14 protein-coding genes and 2 pseudogenes are annotated in these 17,059 nt (G+C 27.5%); 13 read left to right on the top strand and 3 right to left on the bottom strand.

The genetic code is table 11. The annotated features are described in order from the left end of the window. Positions 1 to 244: 244 nt before the first annotated feature. From ACY1IQ_RS07405 to scpB, 3 genes are all read left to right on the top strand, one after another. Complete coding sequence (locus ACY1IQ_RS07405; protein WP_461613345.1) at positions 245 to 1,435, top strand: D-alanyl-D-alanine carboxypeptidase family protein; 1,191 nt, start codon at positions 245 to 247, stop codon at positions 1,433 to 1,435. Positions 1,436 to 1,961: 526 nt separating this feature from the next. Continuing rightward, positions 1,962 to 2,711 (top strand): segregation/condensation protein A, encoded by a 750-nt coding sequence (locus ACY1IQ_RS07400; protein ID WP_461613344.1) that lies wholly within the window; start codon positions 1,962 to 1,964, stop codon positions 2,709 to 2,711. Further along, positions 2,704 to 3,273 (top strand): SMC-Scp complex subunit ScpB, encoded by a 570-nt coding sequence (gene scpB / locus ACY1IQ_RS07395; RefSeq protein ID WP_461613343.1) that lies wholly within the window; start codon positions 2,704 to 2,706, stop codon positions 3,271 to 3,273. Before ACY1IQ_RS07400 ends, scpB begins: the two co-directional genes overlap by 8 nt. Positions 3,274 to 3,313: 40 nt before the next feature. On the opposite strand, the gene ytfJ is transcribed toward scpB, so the two are convergent. Both ytfJ and ACY1IQ_RS07385 read right to left on the bottom strand, forming a co-directional pair. Beyond that, entirely contained in the window at positions 3,314 to 3,757 is a 444-nt protein-coding gene (ytfJ, locus tag ACY1IQ_RS07390; protein ID WP_461613342.1) for a GerW family sporulation protein, read from the bottom strand. After that, positions 3,758 to 4,333 (bottom strand): DUF2953 domain-containing protein, encoded by a 576-nt coding sequence (locus ACY1IQ_RS07385; protein ID WP_461613341.1) that lies wholly within the window; start codon positions 4,331 to 4,333, stop codon positions 3,758 to 3,760. Between the two features lie 101 nt (positions 4,334 to 4,434). On the opposite strand from ACY1IQ_RS07385, the gene ACY1IQ_RS07380 reads away from it, so the two are divergent. The 4 genes and pseudogenes from ACY1IQ_RS07380 to ACY1IQ_RS07365 all read left to right on the top strand — a co-directional run bounded on the left by ACY1IQ_RS07380 (position 4,435) and on the right by ACY1IQ_RS07365 (position 9,671). Beyond that, positions 4,435 to 5,544: a D-alanyl-D-alanine carboxypeptidase family protein gene (locus tag ACY1IQ_RS07380; RefSeq protein WP_461613340.1), complete on the top strand. Its 1,110-nt coding sequence runs from the start codon at positions 4,435 to 4,437 to the stop codon at positions 5,542 to 5,544. A 626-nt stretch (positions 5,545 to 6,170) separates the two neighbouring features. Next, a pseudogene (locus ACY1IQ_RS07375) lies at positions 6,171 to 7,033 on the top strand (LD-carboxypeptidase). Positions 7,034 to 7,401: 368 nt separating this feature from the next. Continuing rightward, positions 7,402 to 8,397 carry a sulfide/dihydroorotate dehydrogenase-like FAD/NAD-binding protein gene (locus ACY1IQ_RS07370; RefSeq protein WP_461613339.1) on the top strand — a complete coding sequence of 332 codons (996 nt, stop codon included), beginning with the start codon at positions 7,402 to 7,404 and terminating at the stop codon, positions 8,395 to 8,397. Beyond that, entirely contained in the window at positions 8,394 to 9,671 is a 1,278-nt protein-coding gene (locus ACY1IQ_RS07365; protein ID WP_461613338.1) for an FAD-dependent oxidoreductase, read from the top strand. The genes ACY1IQ_RS07370 and ACY1IQ_RS07365 overlap by 4 nt, the downstream gene beginning before the upstream one ends. Positions 9,672 to 9,829: 158 nt before the next feature. Here the strand turns inward: ACY1IQ_RS07365 and ACY1IQ_RS07360 are convergent, their stop codons facing one another. Next, positions 9,830 to 10,927, bottom strand: a complete 1,098-nt coding sequence (locus ACY1IQ_RS07360) for an iron-containing alcohol dehydrogenase family protein (protein ID WP_461613337.1) — start codon at positions 10,925 to 10,927, stop codon at positions 9,830 to 9,832. Positions 10,928 to 11,231: 304 nt separating this feature from the next. On the opposite strand from ACY1IQ_RS07360, the gene ACY1IQ_RS07355 reads away from it, so the two are divergent. From ACY1IQ_RS07355 to gdhA, 6 genes and pseudogenes are all read left to right on the top strand, one after another. After that, positions 11,232 to 11,372, top strand: coding sequence for a hypothetical protein (locus ACY1IQ_RS07355; protein WP_160289172.1), 141 nt, complete (start codon positions 11,232 to 11,234; stop codon positions 11,370 to 11,372). Positions 11,373 to 11,607: 235 nt separating this feature from the next. Beyond that, a pseudogene (locus tag ACY1IQ_RS07350) lies at positions 11,608 to 12,502 on the top strand (IS982 family transposase); the annotation flags it as partial. A 197-nt stretch (positions 12,503 to 12,699) separates the two neighbouring features. Then, positions 12,700 to 13,428, top strand: a complete 729-nt coding sequence (locus ACY1IQ_RS07345) for a pseudouridine synthase (RefSeq protein WP_461613336.1) — start codon at positions 12,700 to 12,702, stop codon at positions 13,426 to 13,428. A gap of 4 nt (positions 13,429 to 13,432) precedes the next feature. Then, positions 13,433 to 13,975, top strand: coding sequence for a tRNA 5-(aminomethyl)-2-thiouridylate-methyltransferase MnmM (gene mnmM, locus ACY1IQ_RS07340; protein WP_461613335.1), 543 nt, complete (start codon positions 13,433 to 13,435; stop codon positions 13,973 to 13,975). Between the two features lie 410 nt (positions 13,976 to 14,385). After that, positions 14,386 to 15,261 (top strand): MurR/RpiR family transcriptional regulator, encoded by an 876-nt coding sequence (locus ACY1IQ_RS07335; protein ID WP_039630280.1) that lies wholly within the window; start codon positions 14,386 to 14,388, stop codon positions 15,259 to 15,261. A 270-nt stretch (positions 15,262 to 15,531) separates the two neighbouring features. Further along, entirely contained in the window at positions 15,532 to 16,884 is a 1,353-nt protein-coding gene (gdhA, locus tag ACY1IQ_RS07330) for an NADP-specific glutamate dehydrogenase (RefSeq protein WP_461613334.1), read from the top strand. Positions 16,885 to 17,059: the final 175 nt, after the last annotated feature.

Below are 17,059 nucleotides of genomic sequence, written 5' to 3'. Positions count from 1 at the left end.
AATTTAGCAAAGAAAAGTATATTTATTAAATACATATAATAATTAGATTGATAATTTTTACATTATATAGATAAATAATAGATTTAACTCATTGATAGCAATTTTAAATATTATAAATATTGATCAAATGTCTTAACTTTGTACAATATTTTTTTATATTATATAAATTTTAGTGGATTCTGTGATAATATTCTTATTTTAGGTAAAAATAAGTTTAGATAATTTTTACTTAAGGAGGATAACAATGAAAAAAAATAAAAAAACTCTATTGAGCTTATTATTAAGTTTTACATTATTAAGCCAGTTCTTAGTTATTCCAGTAAAAGCTGAGGAGAAAATAAATAAAGAAGCAGCTACAAATTCTGTAGAGGTTGATGCTAAATCAGCATTATTAATTGAGCCTTCTAGTGGTAAGGTGATTTTTGAAAAAAATCCTAATGAGAAATTTGCACCAGCATCTGTTACTAAAATTATGACTATGTTATTAGCAATGGAAGCTATAGATTCTGGTAAGCTTAAATTAGATGATAAAATTGTTTGTAGTGCTAAGGTAAAATCCATGGGTGGAAGTAGCATGATACTTGATGAAGGTGAAGTTAGAACCGTTGAAGAGATATTAAAAGGTATAGCTATTGCTTCCGGAAATGATGCTGCAGTAGCGATGGCAGAGCAAATAGGTGGTACAGAAGAAGCTTTTGTTGAAATGATGAATAAAAGAGCACAAGAATTAGGAATGAAAAATACAACTTTTAGAAACTGCACAGGACTAAGTGCTGATGGACATTTAACTACGGCAAATGATATTGCTATTATGTCTATGGAATTATTAAAGCATCCTACCATATTAAAGTATTCTTCAATTTATATGGAAACGATAAGTGAAGGTCGTAAAACTCCGATAGAATTAGTAAATCATAATAAATTAGTAAGATTCTATGAAGGCTGCGATGGACTAAAAACAGGATTTACAGAGGAAGCGAAATATTGTATTTCTGCAACATCTGTAAGAAATAATGTAAGAATGCTTGCAATTATTATGGGTTCTCCAACTTATAAAATAAGAAATGCGGATGCAAGTAAACTTATGACCTATGGATTTGCCAAATTTGAAAGCAAAGATGCAGTTAGAAAAGATGAAGAAATCGAAAGAGTAGCTCTAAATAAAAAAGGAGATAACTTCTTTATAGCCAAAGCTAAAGACAATTTAAAAGTAACAATGGAGAAGAATAGTGAAGAAGAAATAGTGAAAAAAACCACTATAGATACCACAAGAAAGCACTATAAAGAAGGTGACATTGTAGGTTATTGTGAGGTCTATATAGGGAATAAGTTATTAGGAAAAGTAGAGTTATATAGTGATAGAGAAGTAAAACAATCTGAATTCTTTAAAAATATTAAAAATAGTATTTCTGATTTATTTGATAAAGCAATTTAAAATATATAAAATATTAGAGTAAAATCCTAGGTATTATACCTAGGATTTTTACTTTAATAATGAATTTTAGCTATAAAGATGCTATAATACTAGAGAGAAATTATTTTAGAAATTAGTGTGTTTTTATATAATTGAGGATTAATAATACTAATCAATATACTGTTACAGTGAATTCTCAGCAGAGCCTGAGAATTTTTCAATTGTATTCTTAAAAAACAACAAATTTTAAACTTATTATATTTATATAATTAAATGATTTTAATTAATTTCTGTAATAAATTTTCTTAATTAATATAATACATAGAATATAGTAGTTCACGCTGAATAATAAAATATAACTTAAGGCAATGTAATAAAATAATTATTTAAAGTTAAAATGAAAGAAATACTTTTTATCAAATGAGAAAGTAGGTTCTACTAATAGAGCTAATATAATTGCTTTCTTCTAATGAAATATGATATGTAAAATTTAACATGATGATTAATTATTTTTTAAAGATGTCTAATATAAAAAAGGAGTATTTTTATGGCATTAAGTATTAAAATAACTAACTTTGAAGGTCCTTTTGATCTATTGTTACATTTAATTAAAAAGAATGAAATGGATATTTATGATGTAAAAATAATGGAGATAACAAATCAGTATTTACAATATTTAAATGATATGAAGGAAATGGATTTAGAAATAACTTCAGAGTTTATTGTTATTGCTGCTACACTTATTGAAATTAAGTCAAAGCTTTTATTACCTAAGCCTAAAGTTGAAGAAAGTGAAAATGAAGAAGATGCAGCTAAGGAACTTATTGAAAAGTTAGTTCAATATAAAAAATATAAATTAGCTTCTGAATTTTTAGCATCTAAACAAAGGGAAACAGGAGCGGTATTTAGCAAAAAACCAGAAATAATTGAAGAAAAAAGCAGTAAAAAAGAAAATCCATTAGATCTACTTAAGAATGTAACAATGTTAGATTTGTATAATTTATATAATGAGCTAATAAATAATTACATAAACAAAATGAATGTAGGCTCAAATTTCCAAGAGAAGATTCAAATAGAAACTTTTAAAATTGAAGATAAGATGGAAGAATTAAAGAGTTTAACATCCTCTCAGTCAAAACTTTATTTTACGAAGCTTATTCGTAAATATGAAAGTAAAACTGAGGTTATTGTTACTTTTTTAGCGCTGCTTGAATTGATAAAGTTGAAAACAGTGAAGGTTATACAAGAAAAAAATTTTTATGATATATACATAGAAAGGATAGAGGATAGTGAGTAAATATGATAATAATCAATTAGAAATAGAAGAAGTGTCTCATAAAAAAGTATATTATTCTATTATAGAATCATTGCTTTATGTTAGTGGGGATCCATTAAGTGTAAATACTATAGCATCTATAATAGAATGCTCTGTAGATTATACAGAAAAGTTAATGAAAGAATTAATGAAATTGTATAAAGAAGAAGAAGTCAGAGGACTTAAAATAATAAAAAACAATAAGGAATATCAATTTGTAACTAAGCCTCAAAATTCTGATTATATTCAAAAATTACTTAAAACTAATGTAAGACAATCTTTATCTCAAGCAGCTTTAGAAACTTTAGCTATAATTGCCTATAAACAGCCGATTACGAGAGTAGAAATTGAAGAGATTAGAGGAGTTAAAAGTGATAGAGCAATTTACACCCTTATAGAAAAAAATCTAATTAAAGAAACGGGAAAAAAAGAGGTTGTAGGAAGACCTAATTTATATGCTACTACTGATGAGTTTCTAAAACATTTTGATTTTGAAAACATAGAAGAAATTCCAAGTTTAGATAGTTTTGAAGATGAAGAGTAAAAAGAACCATGAAAAACATGGTTCTTATATTTTATCATTGTTAAGGCTGTTGAGGTGGTTGAGGCGGTTGAGGTGGTTGAGGTTGCTGAAAAGTATTTTCATTACCTTCACTATCATTTTTAAATAGATCTTTAACCATATCAAATACTTGAGGAACAGTATCAATTATTTTATCATAAGTATTATGGTGATCAACAGATAACAATCTTATAGAGTCACCTTTAACTACTAAAAATCCAACAGGTTTAATTGTTACTCCTGCACCGGATCCTCCTCCAAAAGGATGTTGAGGTGAATTATTATTTCTTACACTTTCAAATTCTGTACCTCCACAACCAAATCCGAAACATACCCTTGATATAGGAATTATAACTGTACCATCATAGGCTGTTACTGGCTGACCTACTACAGTATTGACATCAATCATGTCTTTTATGTTTTCCATTGTGCTTTTCATTAAATTTTCTATTGGATGATTTTCCATCTATGTCTCCTCCTTAATTTGTAATTTTTCACATTGATGTAACATATTTTCATCTTTAATGCTTTTATTGATTATATAGTAGATATATATAAGTTTTGCAAAATTAAACAAAACTATACCTTTTATTTCTAAGTTTATATAAGACTTATTATATTCAGCTTTTATTTCAGTATTGAAATCTTTAACATAAAAAAAGTGATTTAAGATTGCATAAGTAAGAGAAGAAGCTTGATGAAGGAAACCATAGATTATAGCAGTTGCTGCAGCATCTTCAAAAGAATAATTTATTTTAGTATATAGTTTAATGGTAATCTTATATTTGTTTTTTCTTAAATTACTTATTATTCTCCTATAATGATTAAGAGTAAACTTTTTACTGTAAATCTTATCCTTATATTTAAGTTTTTTATTTACCTTCTTAATTTTAGCCCTGTCCTCTTTTTTATCTAAATTAAATTGCTTATTATAAATCCATAATTGAAAATTTTTGTTTAAATAAATAAGTTTTATTTTTAGAGGAATAGGTAATAATAATATCATTGTAAAAATCAACAATAGTATAATAAAAATTTTCATAAATTATCCTCCAGTCTATTGTTAATATTCTAGCCACAATGGGGAAAGTTATTCATAATTAGACTTAATATGGTAATTAATTATTTAATCGAGGTGATACAATGAGAAATATCTATTTAAGATTTATTTCAATGATTTTAACAGTATTAATTATAAGTTCATCAATGTTTTCTATATGTTATGCTAAAGAATTAAATGTAAATGCAGGAAGTGCAATAGCTATAGATGGTAATAGCGGCAGGGTAGTTTATGAAAAAAATGCATATTCTTCAATAGCGATAGCCAGTACTACTAAAATAATCACAGCTTTAGTAGCTTTAAACTATGGAAATTTAGATGAGGAGTTTGTTATATCAAAAAATGCTGCATGTATAAGAGGGTCAACTGTTGGATATAAAGAAAATGAAAAAATTACACTTCATGAGTTATTATATGGACTTATGTTTAAATCCGGTAATGATGCAGCAATTGCTATAGCAGAAGGAATTTCAGGATCTGTAGAAGAGTTTTGCAAATTGATGAATGAACATTGTTTGCAGATTGGATTAATAAATTCTCATTTTGAATCTCCTCATGGATTAGACAGCATGTATCATTATTCCACAGCCTATGATTTAGCAATGGCCACTAAAAAGGCAAAAGAAATTCCTAAATTTGAGGAAATAGTTTCTTCTAAATCTATTTCTAAAGAGCAATACAATTTTACAAGAGATTATGAAAATATAAATAAGTTACTATATCAGATGCCAAATGCTAATGGAGTAAAAACAGGATATACAGGAAAGGCTGGAAAATGTTTGGTATCTTCAATAAATATGGATGGAGGAGACATTATAATAGTGACTTTAAATTGTACTCCAAGATGGGAAGAAACTAAAAAAATATTTAATTATGTTAAAGAAAATTACGAATATAAAAAGCTATTTTCAAAGGGTGAGTTAGTTAAGGAAATAGATATTGAAGATGGAAAAGAACCGTTAGAATTGTCTCTAGATAAAGATATAAACATGCTTGCAAAAAAAGATGAAGAACTAAAAGTAGAAATAAAAGCTCCTAATACCCTAAAAGCACCAGTTAATAAAGACGAAATGGTTGGATCAATAATCATAAGTGACGAAAAAGGACAATTATTATGTGAGCCTTTAATAACTAATAATCATGTAAATAAAAAACCTTTTTATCGAATACTTAAAGAAAAGATATTTGATTAAATATATAAGTTTAGGACAATTATTTTTGCAAATTTAATATAAAAATAGAGCTTAGAAGTAAAATAAATTTTTATTTTACCCTAAGCTTTTTATTTTTAAGGAGAAATAATATTGGTTTTAGTATAATATTGTAGATATAAAAAGTTGAATACATTAAAGTATAAATATAAAGAAGGATATGTTTAAAAATGGTAAGATAAGAAAAATAATTATAAAAAAATTCTCTAATAAATAATAGAGCTTTATAATTAAGAAAATAGCTCTACAGAATTAAGCAATGAATTCCTAATGTTAAAGTTAATAATATCAGATTAGATAAAGAGAAATTAATTAACTGTAGACAAAAGCACAACTATAGTTTGCAATGTCACAGGGAAGGTAACAAATTGTATCATCCATGAACTATATAAATTAAGAAATATAGAATGCTGAAATATAAATATTATATAAACTAAATGTAATTTAATAAAATAAATTATAATAAGGATACTAAATTTAAAAAAGTTAAACAATGATATAAAGAAATAAAATTGTAGTAAGAATGCAAGATTAATCATAATTATATGAAATAAATATTAATAATTCAAGAAATATTTAGTAAAAATAATTAGGGGGATAATGTAAAAATGATAAAATTATATAAAGGTGATACTGTGGGATTAATTTCATGTTGTGATGGAATAAGTAATCAAAATAAAAAACATATAGAAGAAATCGAACAAATATTGAATGACATTGGATTAAAGCTTAAATATGCAAAAACAATTTATAAGACAAAAGGACCTTTTGCAGGAACAGGAAAAGAAAGAGCAAATGAGTTAATGAAATTATTTAAGGATCAAAATATTAAAGCTATTTTTGATGTTTCAGGTGGAGCTTCTGCCAATCAAATATTAGGGTGCCTTGATTATGAAATTATTAAAAAGAGTAATAAGCCTTATTTTGGAATGAGTGGTTTATCAGTTATATTAAACGCATTGTATAAATGTGCGGATATAAAAACCTATCATTATACAATAGCAAATTTAATTGAAGAATGTTCAAAGGAACAAATAAGAATGTTTAAAAAAACATTTTTAAATGGAAAAGACGATATTTATAAAATCAATTTAGAATGGATTCAAGGCAATGAAATGAGTGGTGTAGTTATAGGTGGAAATATGCAAGCACTTTCAAAAATAGTAGGAACAAAATATATGCCAGATTTCCAGGATAAAATATTATTGCTAGAAAGCTTAGGTGGAGCACCTAATTTAACAGGATCAATATTATTTCAATTAGAGCATGTAGGGCATTTGATAAGATTAAGGGAATTATTTTGGGAGAGTTTACTGAAATGCAAGAAGAAAATCATGTGCCAGATATTATGGAGCTGATTCGAGAGGTTTTAGGGGATAGAAATATTCCAATTGTTAAAACAGATGATATTGGTCATAGTCCAAGTTCTAAGTGTATAGTTATAGGTGAAGCTATTCACTTAAAGAAGTAGATGATTTTATCTTCATATAGCTAAGTGAGAATTTCGTAAAATAATTGGAATAAGTGTAAGAGTAAAAAAATCTTCACCTAGCTGCCAATAAAACTCTCTACTAAAACATCAAGTAATCAATATAAATGTAAGTGGTAAATAATTAATCACATTGATAATTATTTATCACTTATTTTTTATGAACAAAATTGATTCACCTGATCTACTGCAATATGGACATATATAAATAAAGCAGATTGTGTGAGAAATAAATATATCTAAAAATACTGTCTTTATTTTAAAGTTTTATTATGATTTTCACTTGTAAAATGTAACAAATATGTAATTATTAAATATCTTAATATTAGAGTAATCTAGGAGGTTGTAAGATGAGTTATGAGCCGTATACTTGTATAGATTGCGGAAGTGAATTTTGTCCTTGCCACTTGGCCGAATCTGGCAACTGCATTCTATGTTCACACCTAGATGGCAAAGATTTTTGTGATTGTTGCAATTGGAATGGTGTTTGTATATATCAAGAATTTGTTACTAATAACTTTAAAAGCAAACCTGGAAGAAAATATCAAAGTTGTAAAGTTGTAGATAAGTACGAAATTGAAGATAAAATACTAATTTTAAAAGTAAAAGCTAGTGACAAGCTTGTTAGTGAACTTGTGAATCCAGGAAGTTTTGTTTTTGTTAGAAAAAAAGATTGTGAAAAAAATTTTGACACTCCAATTTGTGTAATGGATAGTAATACTTCAGAAAATGTATTAACTTTAGCTATTGAACTTAAAGGAGTTAAAACCAAATCACTGGATAAATTGGATATAGGTGATGATATCTTAGTTAAAGGGCCATTTTGGAATGGAATATTAGGACTGAAAGCAATAATGGAAGCTAAAAATCAGGTTTGTTTACTAGTAGTTAGAGGAATTGGTCAAGCACCTTTATTATCAGTTTTAGAAAAATTAAAGTATAACAACAATAAATTAATTGTCTTAATTGATAAAAATCCTTTTAAAGATATTTTTATTAAGGAAGAACTCTCTAAATATGCTGACGAAATTATAGAATGTATAACTATAATTCCTGGCGGAATATTAAGTGGAGCATGTAAAAATAAGTTAGAATATATACTAGAAAATAACAAAATCTCATTGGTACATTGCGATGGTGCAGATATATTAAATTATCAAGTTATGAAAATAATAGAAGGTCATGATAAAAATATTAAATTTTCTTGTTGTAATAATGAAAAAATGTGCTGTGGAGAAGGAGTATGTGGAGCGTGTACTATTATGAATAATGACGAGAAGTTAAGAAGACTTTGTAAGATACAGACTGAACCAAAGCATGTTTTAGAAGGGAGGAGAATGTTTTGAAGGTCGTAGTAATTGGGGGTGGATGGTCCGGTTGTGCCGCAGCCATATCCGCTAAAAAAGCTGGTGCAAAGGTTACTTTAATTGAAAAAACAGATTTATTATTGGGACTAGGAAATGTAGGCGGAATAATGAGAAATAATGGTAGATATACTGCTGCTGAAGAACTTATAGCACTGGGTGCAGGTGATTTAATTCACATTACTGATAATAATTCAAGACATAAAAATATAGACTTCCCTGGTCATAAGCATGCATGGCTTTATGATGTTAATAAAATAGAGCCAGAGGTTAGAAAGCACTTATTAGAATTAGGAATTGATATTAAATTGGTAACTAGAGCAGTGGATGTAGAAAGAGAAGGAAATAAATTAAAAGGCATATATATTTCGGATGGAAGTTTTATTGAAGGAGATGTTTTTATAGAAACCACAGGATCTACTGGACCTATGGGAAATTGTTTAAGATATGGTAATGGCTGCTCTATGTGCATATTAAGATGTCCTGCTTTTGGACCAAGAATAAGTATTAGTCACAGGGCAGGGATTGAAGATATAAAGGGAGAAAGAGATGAAGATGTTTATGGAGCTTTTAGTGGATCTTGTAAACTAGCTAAGGAAACTCTTTCTAAAGAGATAATAGAGGAACTTGATGAAAAGGGTGTAGTAGTATTAACTGTTCCTGTCGAGGATATCAATTTAGATAAATTAACGCAAAAGGTATGTCAACAATATGCACTTAAAGAGTTTGCTGAAAATATAGTTTTACTGGATACTGGCCATGCAAAACTGATGACATCTTATTATCCATTAGAGAAGCTTAGAAAAATTAAAGGATTAGAATCAGCAAAATTTTTAGATCCTTATGCTGGAGGAAAGGGAAATTCTATTAGATATCTTTCTGTGGCACCTAGAACAGATGACTTAAAAGTTATGGGATTAGATAATTTATTCTGCGGAGGAGAAAAAAGCGGGTTGTTTGTAGGGCATACAGAAGCTATATCTACTGGTTCTATTGCAGGACATAATGCAGTTAGAAATTATCTTGGAATACCATTATTAATTTTACCAAGAAATTTAGCTATTGGAGATATTATTGCTTATGCTAATGAAAAGGTACAAACTAAAGAAGGTAGAAGAAATAGATACACCTTTGCAGGAGCTGGATATTTTAAACGAATGCAAGAAACAGGATTATACTCAACGGATAATGAGGAGATTCATAATAGAGTTAAGAAAGTAAACTTAGATAATATATTTAATGAAAAATTAATATAAGATATTAAAGGTTGGAGCAGATGTTCCAATCTTTTTTGCTAAATATAAATAGTTATTTTTTAAAATAAAAGTATGTAGAATTGATGGAAATAAAATTTTTTATGATGTAAGTTAAAAGGTGAATAATATTATCCACCTTTATCTATTAAAATAATATCTTATTTTAAACTATCTTTGTATATTTTAAGGATATCATCTTCACAAACTACATATGGATGATTTTTAAGTTTAGCATCATTGCTAGCCATTGCCTTACCATAACTTAATATTTCCTCATCAGTAAGATCTACTGGCTTTCCTAGAACTTCTATTAAAAATTCGCCTAGTTCATCTAAACTATTAAATTTAAGTAATGATATTATTTTACTAACTTTTGCTTTATCACTACAAAAGTTTAAGTACGATTTTAATAGCATTCCATTTGCCTTTCCATGGGGAACATTTTTAAAATAAGTCAATGCATATCCCATGCCATGTGGAAGAGAAGTACCTGCTTGTGAGATTACCATTCCAGCAATGGTAGAAGCAATTAATAATTTTTCGCGAATTTCAAAGTTGATTTCATTTTTTCTTAAAGATTGAATACATTGACCAAATAATTCTAGCCCTTTTTCTGCTAATACATCACTAAAGATATTAGCATTAGTAGCTAGATAACCTTCAATTAAATGTGAAAGTGCATCTACCCCTGTATTCATCGTAACTTCTTTAGGGGTATTCATAAGATAAGCTGCATCTAAAAAAGCAACTGTTGGAAATATTCTTTGAGATATACCTTTTTTTGTTTGAAGTTCATGATCGGTAACAATAGCATAAGGTGTAGTTTCTGTACCAGTACCAGCAGTAGTAGGTACTGCTATAATTGGAATAGAATTTAATAATGGTGAGATAGATAAATCCTTTAAATTTGAGTCAATATTTTTAATAAGTACTCCAGCTGCTTTTGCTGAATCTATTGGAGATCCACCGCCTACACCAATTATAAAATCTACTTTTTCATCTTTTCCTAAGGTTGCAATTTTTTCTACAGTTTCTAAGGAAGGATTTTCTTCAACTTCATTAAATATAACATAAGGTATATTTAAATCTTTTAAAGATGTTTCCACATCGTCTAAAGAACCATTTTTTCTTGATGAATTTCTACCAGTAACAATTAATGCTTTTGTACCAATACTTATTAATAAATTTTTATGATTATTTATAGCATTTTTTCCTACAACAATTTTCGTTGGCATGTAAAATATGGGATTAGTCATAGTAATACCTCCTAAAATAAAAGACTTTACATAAATATATCGAAGTTATTAGAAATTTTCTACAATAATAGTTGAATTATAAAAATATGTTTATAGAGTGTATTAGCCCTTTTAGGAAAATGAATATTAGTATGTTAACAAAATTTGATTGGAGTTTCATGAAAAACTAATTAATAACAATACTATTAGTAAAAATTATAGCTGTGTTTAATAGAAAATATTTGATTTATTTTCCACTAGTTATTTTTAGACCTTTCACATAAATTATTGCAAGATGATAATGCTAATTTTAGGAGGTGAAAATATGTCTAAGAAAAATAAAAAAGAAGATATTAAATTAAAATCTCAAATGACTTCTATGGTTCAAGAAAGTGAAGATAGCAGAACTTCTAAAACAGGATTTATGGAAATGATGCCTAACACAAAACAAATACTAAAAAAATAAGATTTAAAGAGCTAGTTGTCTAGCTCTTTAAATCTTATTAGTAAAAAATCTACATAAATGCTACCATATTTAATGGTTTAACATTAATTTAACTCGTTGTGCTAGTTAATCATTAGCAATATTTACAAATAGAAAAACTCTAGCATTTTTGCTAATCTATCATCAAAAGAACCAACAATTCAATATAGGAGGAAAGCAATATGCTAGAGCTTAATAAAATTTACCATAACAATAAAATAACTTAAAAGATTTTACGACATGTTATTTATGTTATAATTGATGATATTTACCAAAAAGTAACTCCACAAGCATAAAGTATCGCCGCAACATTGATAAAGCAATAATGTCAGATAGTAATTATAACTCTATCCTTAGTGGGTGAACTTTTTAACTATTGATTCTGAAAGCATGGTTTGATTTTTCGAAAAAAATCTAAGAGATTTATTTCCTAAATTTTGTACTAGAACAAGATTTCATAGAACTAGAAAATCTCTTTTAAAGTAGTTGAAGTTATTCAAGTGAACTAACAAGTTTCTTAACTATCAACATGATCAGGTTAGAATCATAGATAGTATGCCTATACCAGTATGCGCTTTTGGTAGGGCACACTTTCACAGATCTTTTAAGCCGGAGGCTGCCTACGGTAAATGTGCTTCCAAGAAACAAACTTACTATGGGTTTAAATTACATGCTATCATAGCTCTAGATGGATATATATCAGATTTCATCTTTGCACCTCTCAGCTGATACAGACGATAGAGTCGCAATATGGGACCAACAGCTACCGCTCCATTTACAACAGTTATTGGAGAGAAGGCGAGATGGAGAAAGCCTAGCTTTGCTAATTTGAAATTCGAAAATCACATAAAACTATGAATTATGAAGAAACGTACTAATTCTAAGTTAAAGTTTCAAAACAGTTCAGAAGCAACACTTTTAAAAAGTCATACGAAGAGTTGAAACTTCTTTTTCTGAAGCTTGACAATTAACATCTAAAGAGTTGAAACGCGTGGGGACTAATTTCTAGAATAACAAATAAAATTTTAGCCCATAATCTTTGTTTTTTCATAAATAAAATCTTAAATATTAATTCTAATATTGCAAAAATCAAGGATTTAATATTTGGATAAATCCTTTAAAAGAACATTTTAAATTTTAGATTACTATGCCAATGTACTATGGAATAATAATCCTATTAATGAAAATTATCTTTTAGCACAACAGGTTAATTTATAAAGTTATTAATTGATTTTTATAACTTTAAATATTATAATTCAAATGATGATTATTGAGTTTGACTAACTAGAATATAATAGGAAGTGGTAATTTGGAAGAAAGATTACAAAAATATATGGCATCCTGTGGAGTGGCATCTAGAAGAAAATGTGAGGAAATAATATTAGAAGGAAAAGTAAAAGTTAATGGTATAGTAATTACAGAATTAGGATTTAAAATTAACCCTGAACTAGATATAGTACTATTTAATGACAAAATAATTAAACCGGAGGAAAGAAAGGTCTATATAGCACTTCATAAACCAGAAGGATATGTATCTACTGTCAGTGATGAAAGAGGTAGAAAGACAATAATTGATTTAATAGATGTTAAAGAAAGAATATATCCTATTGGTAGACTAGATTATGATACCTCAGGGTTGATATTATTAACTAATGACGGAGATGTTTATAATAATGTAATACATCCTAGGGAAGTTATTAATAAGGTTTATATAGCAACTGTAAAAGGTATACCTACAAAAGAAGAGATAGAAAAGCTATGTAAAGGTGTAGATATTGGAGGATATATAACTGCTCCATCGAAATGTACTATAATTAAAAAAAATACCGAAAATAAAAATAATATAACATCTGATTTAAAAATAATTATTCATGAAGGTAAAAACAGGCAAGTAAGAAAAATGTGTGATGCAATAAATCACAAAGTTATAAAACTTAAGAGATTATCCGTAGGTAAAATTCAATTGGGAAATTTACCAAAAGGTAAATATAGATTTTTAAATGAAGATGAAATAAAATATTTAAAAGGTGGGAAATAAGTTATTGTTTAAATATGTAAGTGACGTAAGCAGTTTATCTCAATATATTATAAAAAACTATTCAATTGATAATAATGTAGCAATTGATGGAACATTAGGAAATGGGCATGATACTGATTTTTTAAGTAGTTTTTTTAACAAGGTTTATAGTTTTGATGTACAAGATATAGCTATAGAAAAATATTCTGAAAAGAAAAAGGGAAATGTAATTTTAATTAAAGATTGTCATAGCAAAATAAAAGAATATGTAAAAGAAAATGTAGATGTAGTAATGTATAATTTAGGATTCCTACCTGGAGGAGATAAAAAAATAACTACTGAAACAATCACAACCTTAATTAGTATAAAATCTTCTGTAGAAATATTAAAGCCAGGTGGAATAATAACCATAGCAGTTTATATTGGACATGAAGAAGGAGAGAAAGAAAAAAATGAAATATTAAAATATGTTTCTAATTTACCGAAGGATAAATATGGGGTAATGCTTCATAAAGTTCTAAATAGAAGTGAAAAAGCTCCTCAATTAATTGTAATAGAAAAGAAATAATTAAATTTATAAAAAATTTTATTATAAATAATAATAAGTAACTTTACATAATATAATGATAGACAGTAAATTTAGATAATTATGAGATATAAAAATTCAATTAAAATATAAAGAGTAACTATTTTAATACAATAATATTTTACATATAATATTAATATATACATGCAAAGACGTTGAATTTTAGAATAACAACTTAAAAATAATGCATAATTTAAAAGTGTATAAAAAATATTCTTTATATGAACTTAAAAAAGAAATGAAGCTAATATTTCAAAATACAAAAAAATGAAATATTTATTGATAAATGGTTCACAAAATGTTAAAATGAAACAGTAAAAAAGTTAAAAGTGAAGTAAATAAAAAAGTATGTAATTAATAATTTCTTCATTTTATGAAGGGGTGGTTTAATAATGGATAACAATAATCAAGATCTTATGAGAATGATACAAACAAAATTTCCAAGACTAAGTAAAGGACAAAAGCTTATTGCAGAGTATATATTAAAACATTATGATAAAGCAGCCTTTATGACTGCTGCTAAACTTGGAACTAGTGTAGGTGTAAGTGAATCTACAGTAGTTAGATTTGCTAATCAATTAGGCTATAGTGGTTACCCAGAGCTTCAAAAGGCACTACAAGAGCTAATCAAAAATAAACTTACAACAGTTCAAAGAATAGAACTTTCAAATGATTTTATAAGTCATAATAATGCATTGAAAGGTGTTTTGAAATCTGATATTGAAAACATACGAGTTACATTAGAAAAAATCAATCATTCAGCTTTTGATGAAGCTGTTAATAATATTTTCAAAGCTAAGAATATATATATTATTGGATTAAGAAGTTCTACTGCCCTTGCAGACTTTTTAGGATTTTATCTAAATTTAATATTAGATAACGTTAAAATTGTGTCTTATGGTATGAGTGACATTTTTGAACAAATGTTAAATTTATCTGAAGAAGACTGTGTAATTGGTATAGGTTTTCCTAGATATGCTATGCGTACTATAGAAGCACTAACTTTTGCAAAATCCAGAAAGGCAGCAGTAATTGCGATAACGGATAGTGTATTATCTCCATTGGCAACTAGAGCTGATTACACTTTAGTAGCAGAAAGCAATATGGCTTCTTTTGTTGATTCTTTAGTAGCACCGTTAAGTGTTATTAATGCACTTATAATAGCAGTTGGTTTAAGAGAAAAGGAAAAAATTTCTAAAACCTTTAATGATCTTGAGAATGTTTGGCAAGAATATCAAGTTTATTCTTATAAAAAGGAAGAAAAATAAAAAAAAATTATTGATTTCTGAAACAACATGTCTTATGATGATAATTGTAGGACATGTAATCGTTTTAGAAATCAATAATTTTTTGTCACTTAATTTCTAAAGTATAGTTGCTTTCATAAATGTTAAAAAATTTTTAATAATTAAGAAGGAAAAATTGCATTTATAACGAATTATAATAATATAAATGAAGGATTTAATATTAATTTTTTTAATATTAAAATATATTAACTTTAATCTAATATAATTATTTCATTATTAGGGGGTAATAGCATGGATACTAAAGCTTATATTGAGCAAGTATTAGAAAATGTTAAAAAAAGAAATAGTAGTGAGCCAGAATTTATTCAAGCAGTTGAAGAGGTTTTACACTCTTTAGGACCGGTTTTAGAAAATCATCCAGAATATATAAAGGCTAATCTTTTAGAAAGATTCTGTGAACCAGAAAGACAAATCATGTTTAAAGTACCTTGGACAGATGATAATGGAGATGTACATGTTAATAGGGGATTCAGAGTACAGTTTAACGGAGTTATAGGACCATATAAAGGTGGTTTAAGATTCCATCCTTCAGTTTATTTAGGAATAATAAAATTCTTAGGATTTGAGCAAATATTAAAGAATTCATTAACTGGACTTCCAATAGGTGGAGGTAAAGGTGGTTCTGACTTTGATCCAAGAGGAAGATCAGATGCTGAAATCAGAAGATTCTGTGAAAGTTATATGACTGAGCTTTATAGACATATAGGACCAGATGTTGACGTTCCAGCAGGTGATATTGGGGTTGGTGCAAGAGAAGTTGGATATATGTACGGACATTATAGAAGAATAAGAGGAGCTTTTGAAAATGGAGTCTTCACTGGAAAAGGATTATCCTATGGAGGAAGCTTATTTAGACCAGAAGCTACAGGTTTTGGTGTAGCATATTTCTGTGAAGAAATTCTTAAACATGAAGGAACAGATTTTAAAGGTAAAACAGTAGCTTTATCAGGATTTGGTCAAGTTTCATGGGGAGCATGTAAAAAAATTGCTCAATTAGGTGGAAAAGTAGTTACGATTTCAGGACCAGATGGATATATTTACGATCCTAATGGAATTACAACTGAAGAAAAAATCAGTTATTTATTAGAGATGAGAAGTTCAGGTAGAGACAAAGTTCAAGATTATGCAGATAAATTTGGTGTAGAGTTTTTCCCAGGACAAAAACCATGGGGTGTTAAAGTTGATATTATAATGCCATGTGCTACTCAAAATGATATACATTTAGAACATGCTAAACAAATAGTTGCGAATGGAATAAAATTTGTTTGCGAAGGTGCTAATATGCCATGTACGAACGAAGCAGTACAATACTTCTTAGATAATGGAATAATTGTAGGACCAGCTAAAGCTGCCAATGCAGGTGGAGTTGCTACTTCAGCTCTTGAAATGTCACAAAACAGTATGAGATTATCATGGACAGGAGAAGAAGTTGATGCTAAACTTCGTCAAATCATGACTAATATTCATAATAATGCAATGAAAGCTGCTGAAACTTATGGATTTGGTTATAACTTAGTTGCAGGAGCTAATATTGCTGGATTTATAAAAGTTGCTGAAGCAATGCATGCACAAGGAATTTATTAATTTTTAAAATATATATGAAGAGAATTCTCTAGGGAATTCTCTTTCTTTACGATTAGAACTATTATTATAATTTAATAATCAAGTAATTTATTGTTAATATTATATATGTAATAATTAAAATTAATTACTGATTTATTTTAATACAAAATGTATGAAAGAAAATAACTAGTCAAAA

The sequence above is a fragment of the Clostridium sp. Marseille-QA1073 genome (genome assembly GCF_054863625.1).
Note: the sequence above shows the minus strand (reverse complement) of the source record. Positions and strands in the feature narration are given on the sequence as shown.

Excerpts from the sequence above, each read along its gene's own strand:
- ACY1IQ_RS07405 (WP_461613345.1), top strand. The coding sequence starts at position 245 with ATGAAAAAAAATAAAAAAACTCTATTGAGCTTATTATTAAGTTTTACA.
- ytfJ (WP_461613342.1), bottom strand. The coding sequence starts at position 3,757 with ATGGAAAATCATCCAATAGAAAATTTAATGAAAAGCACAATGGAAAAC.
- ACY1IQ_RS07380 (WP_461613340.1), top strand. The coding sequence starts at position 4,435 with ATGAGAAATATCTATTTAAGATTTATTTCAATGATTTTAACAGTATTA.
- ACY1IQ_RS07400 (WP_461613344.1), top strand. The coding sequence starts at position 1,962 with ATGGCATTAAGTATTAAAATAACTAACTTTGAAGGTCCTTTTGATCTA.
- ACY1IQ_RS07335 (WP_039630280.1), top strand. The coding sequence starts at position 14,386 with ATGGATAACAATAATCAAGATCTTATGAGAATGATACAAACAAAATTT.
- gdhA (WP_461613334.1), top strand. The coding sequence starts at position 15,532 with ATGGATACTAAAGCTTATATTGAGCAAGTATTAGAAAATGTTAAAAAA.
- ACY1IQ_RS07385 (WP_461613341.1), bottom strand. The coding sequence starts at position 4,333 with ATGAAAATTTTTATTATACTATTGTTGATTTTTACAATGATATTATTA.
- ACY1IQ_RS07370 (WP_461613339.1), top strand. The coding sequence starts at position 7,402 with ATGAGTTATGAGCCGTATACTTGTATAGATTGCGGAAGTGAATTTTGT.
- ACY1IQ_RS07360 (WP_461613337.1), bottom strand. The coding sequence starts at position 10,927 with ATGACTAATCCCATATTTTACATGCCAACGAAAATTGTTGTAGGAAAA.
- ACY1IQ_RS07355 (WP_160289172.1), top strand. The coding sequence starts at position 11,232 with ATGTCTAAGAAAAATAAAAAAGAAGATATTAAATTAAAATCTCAAATG.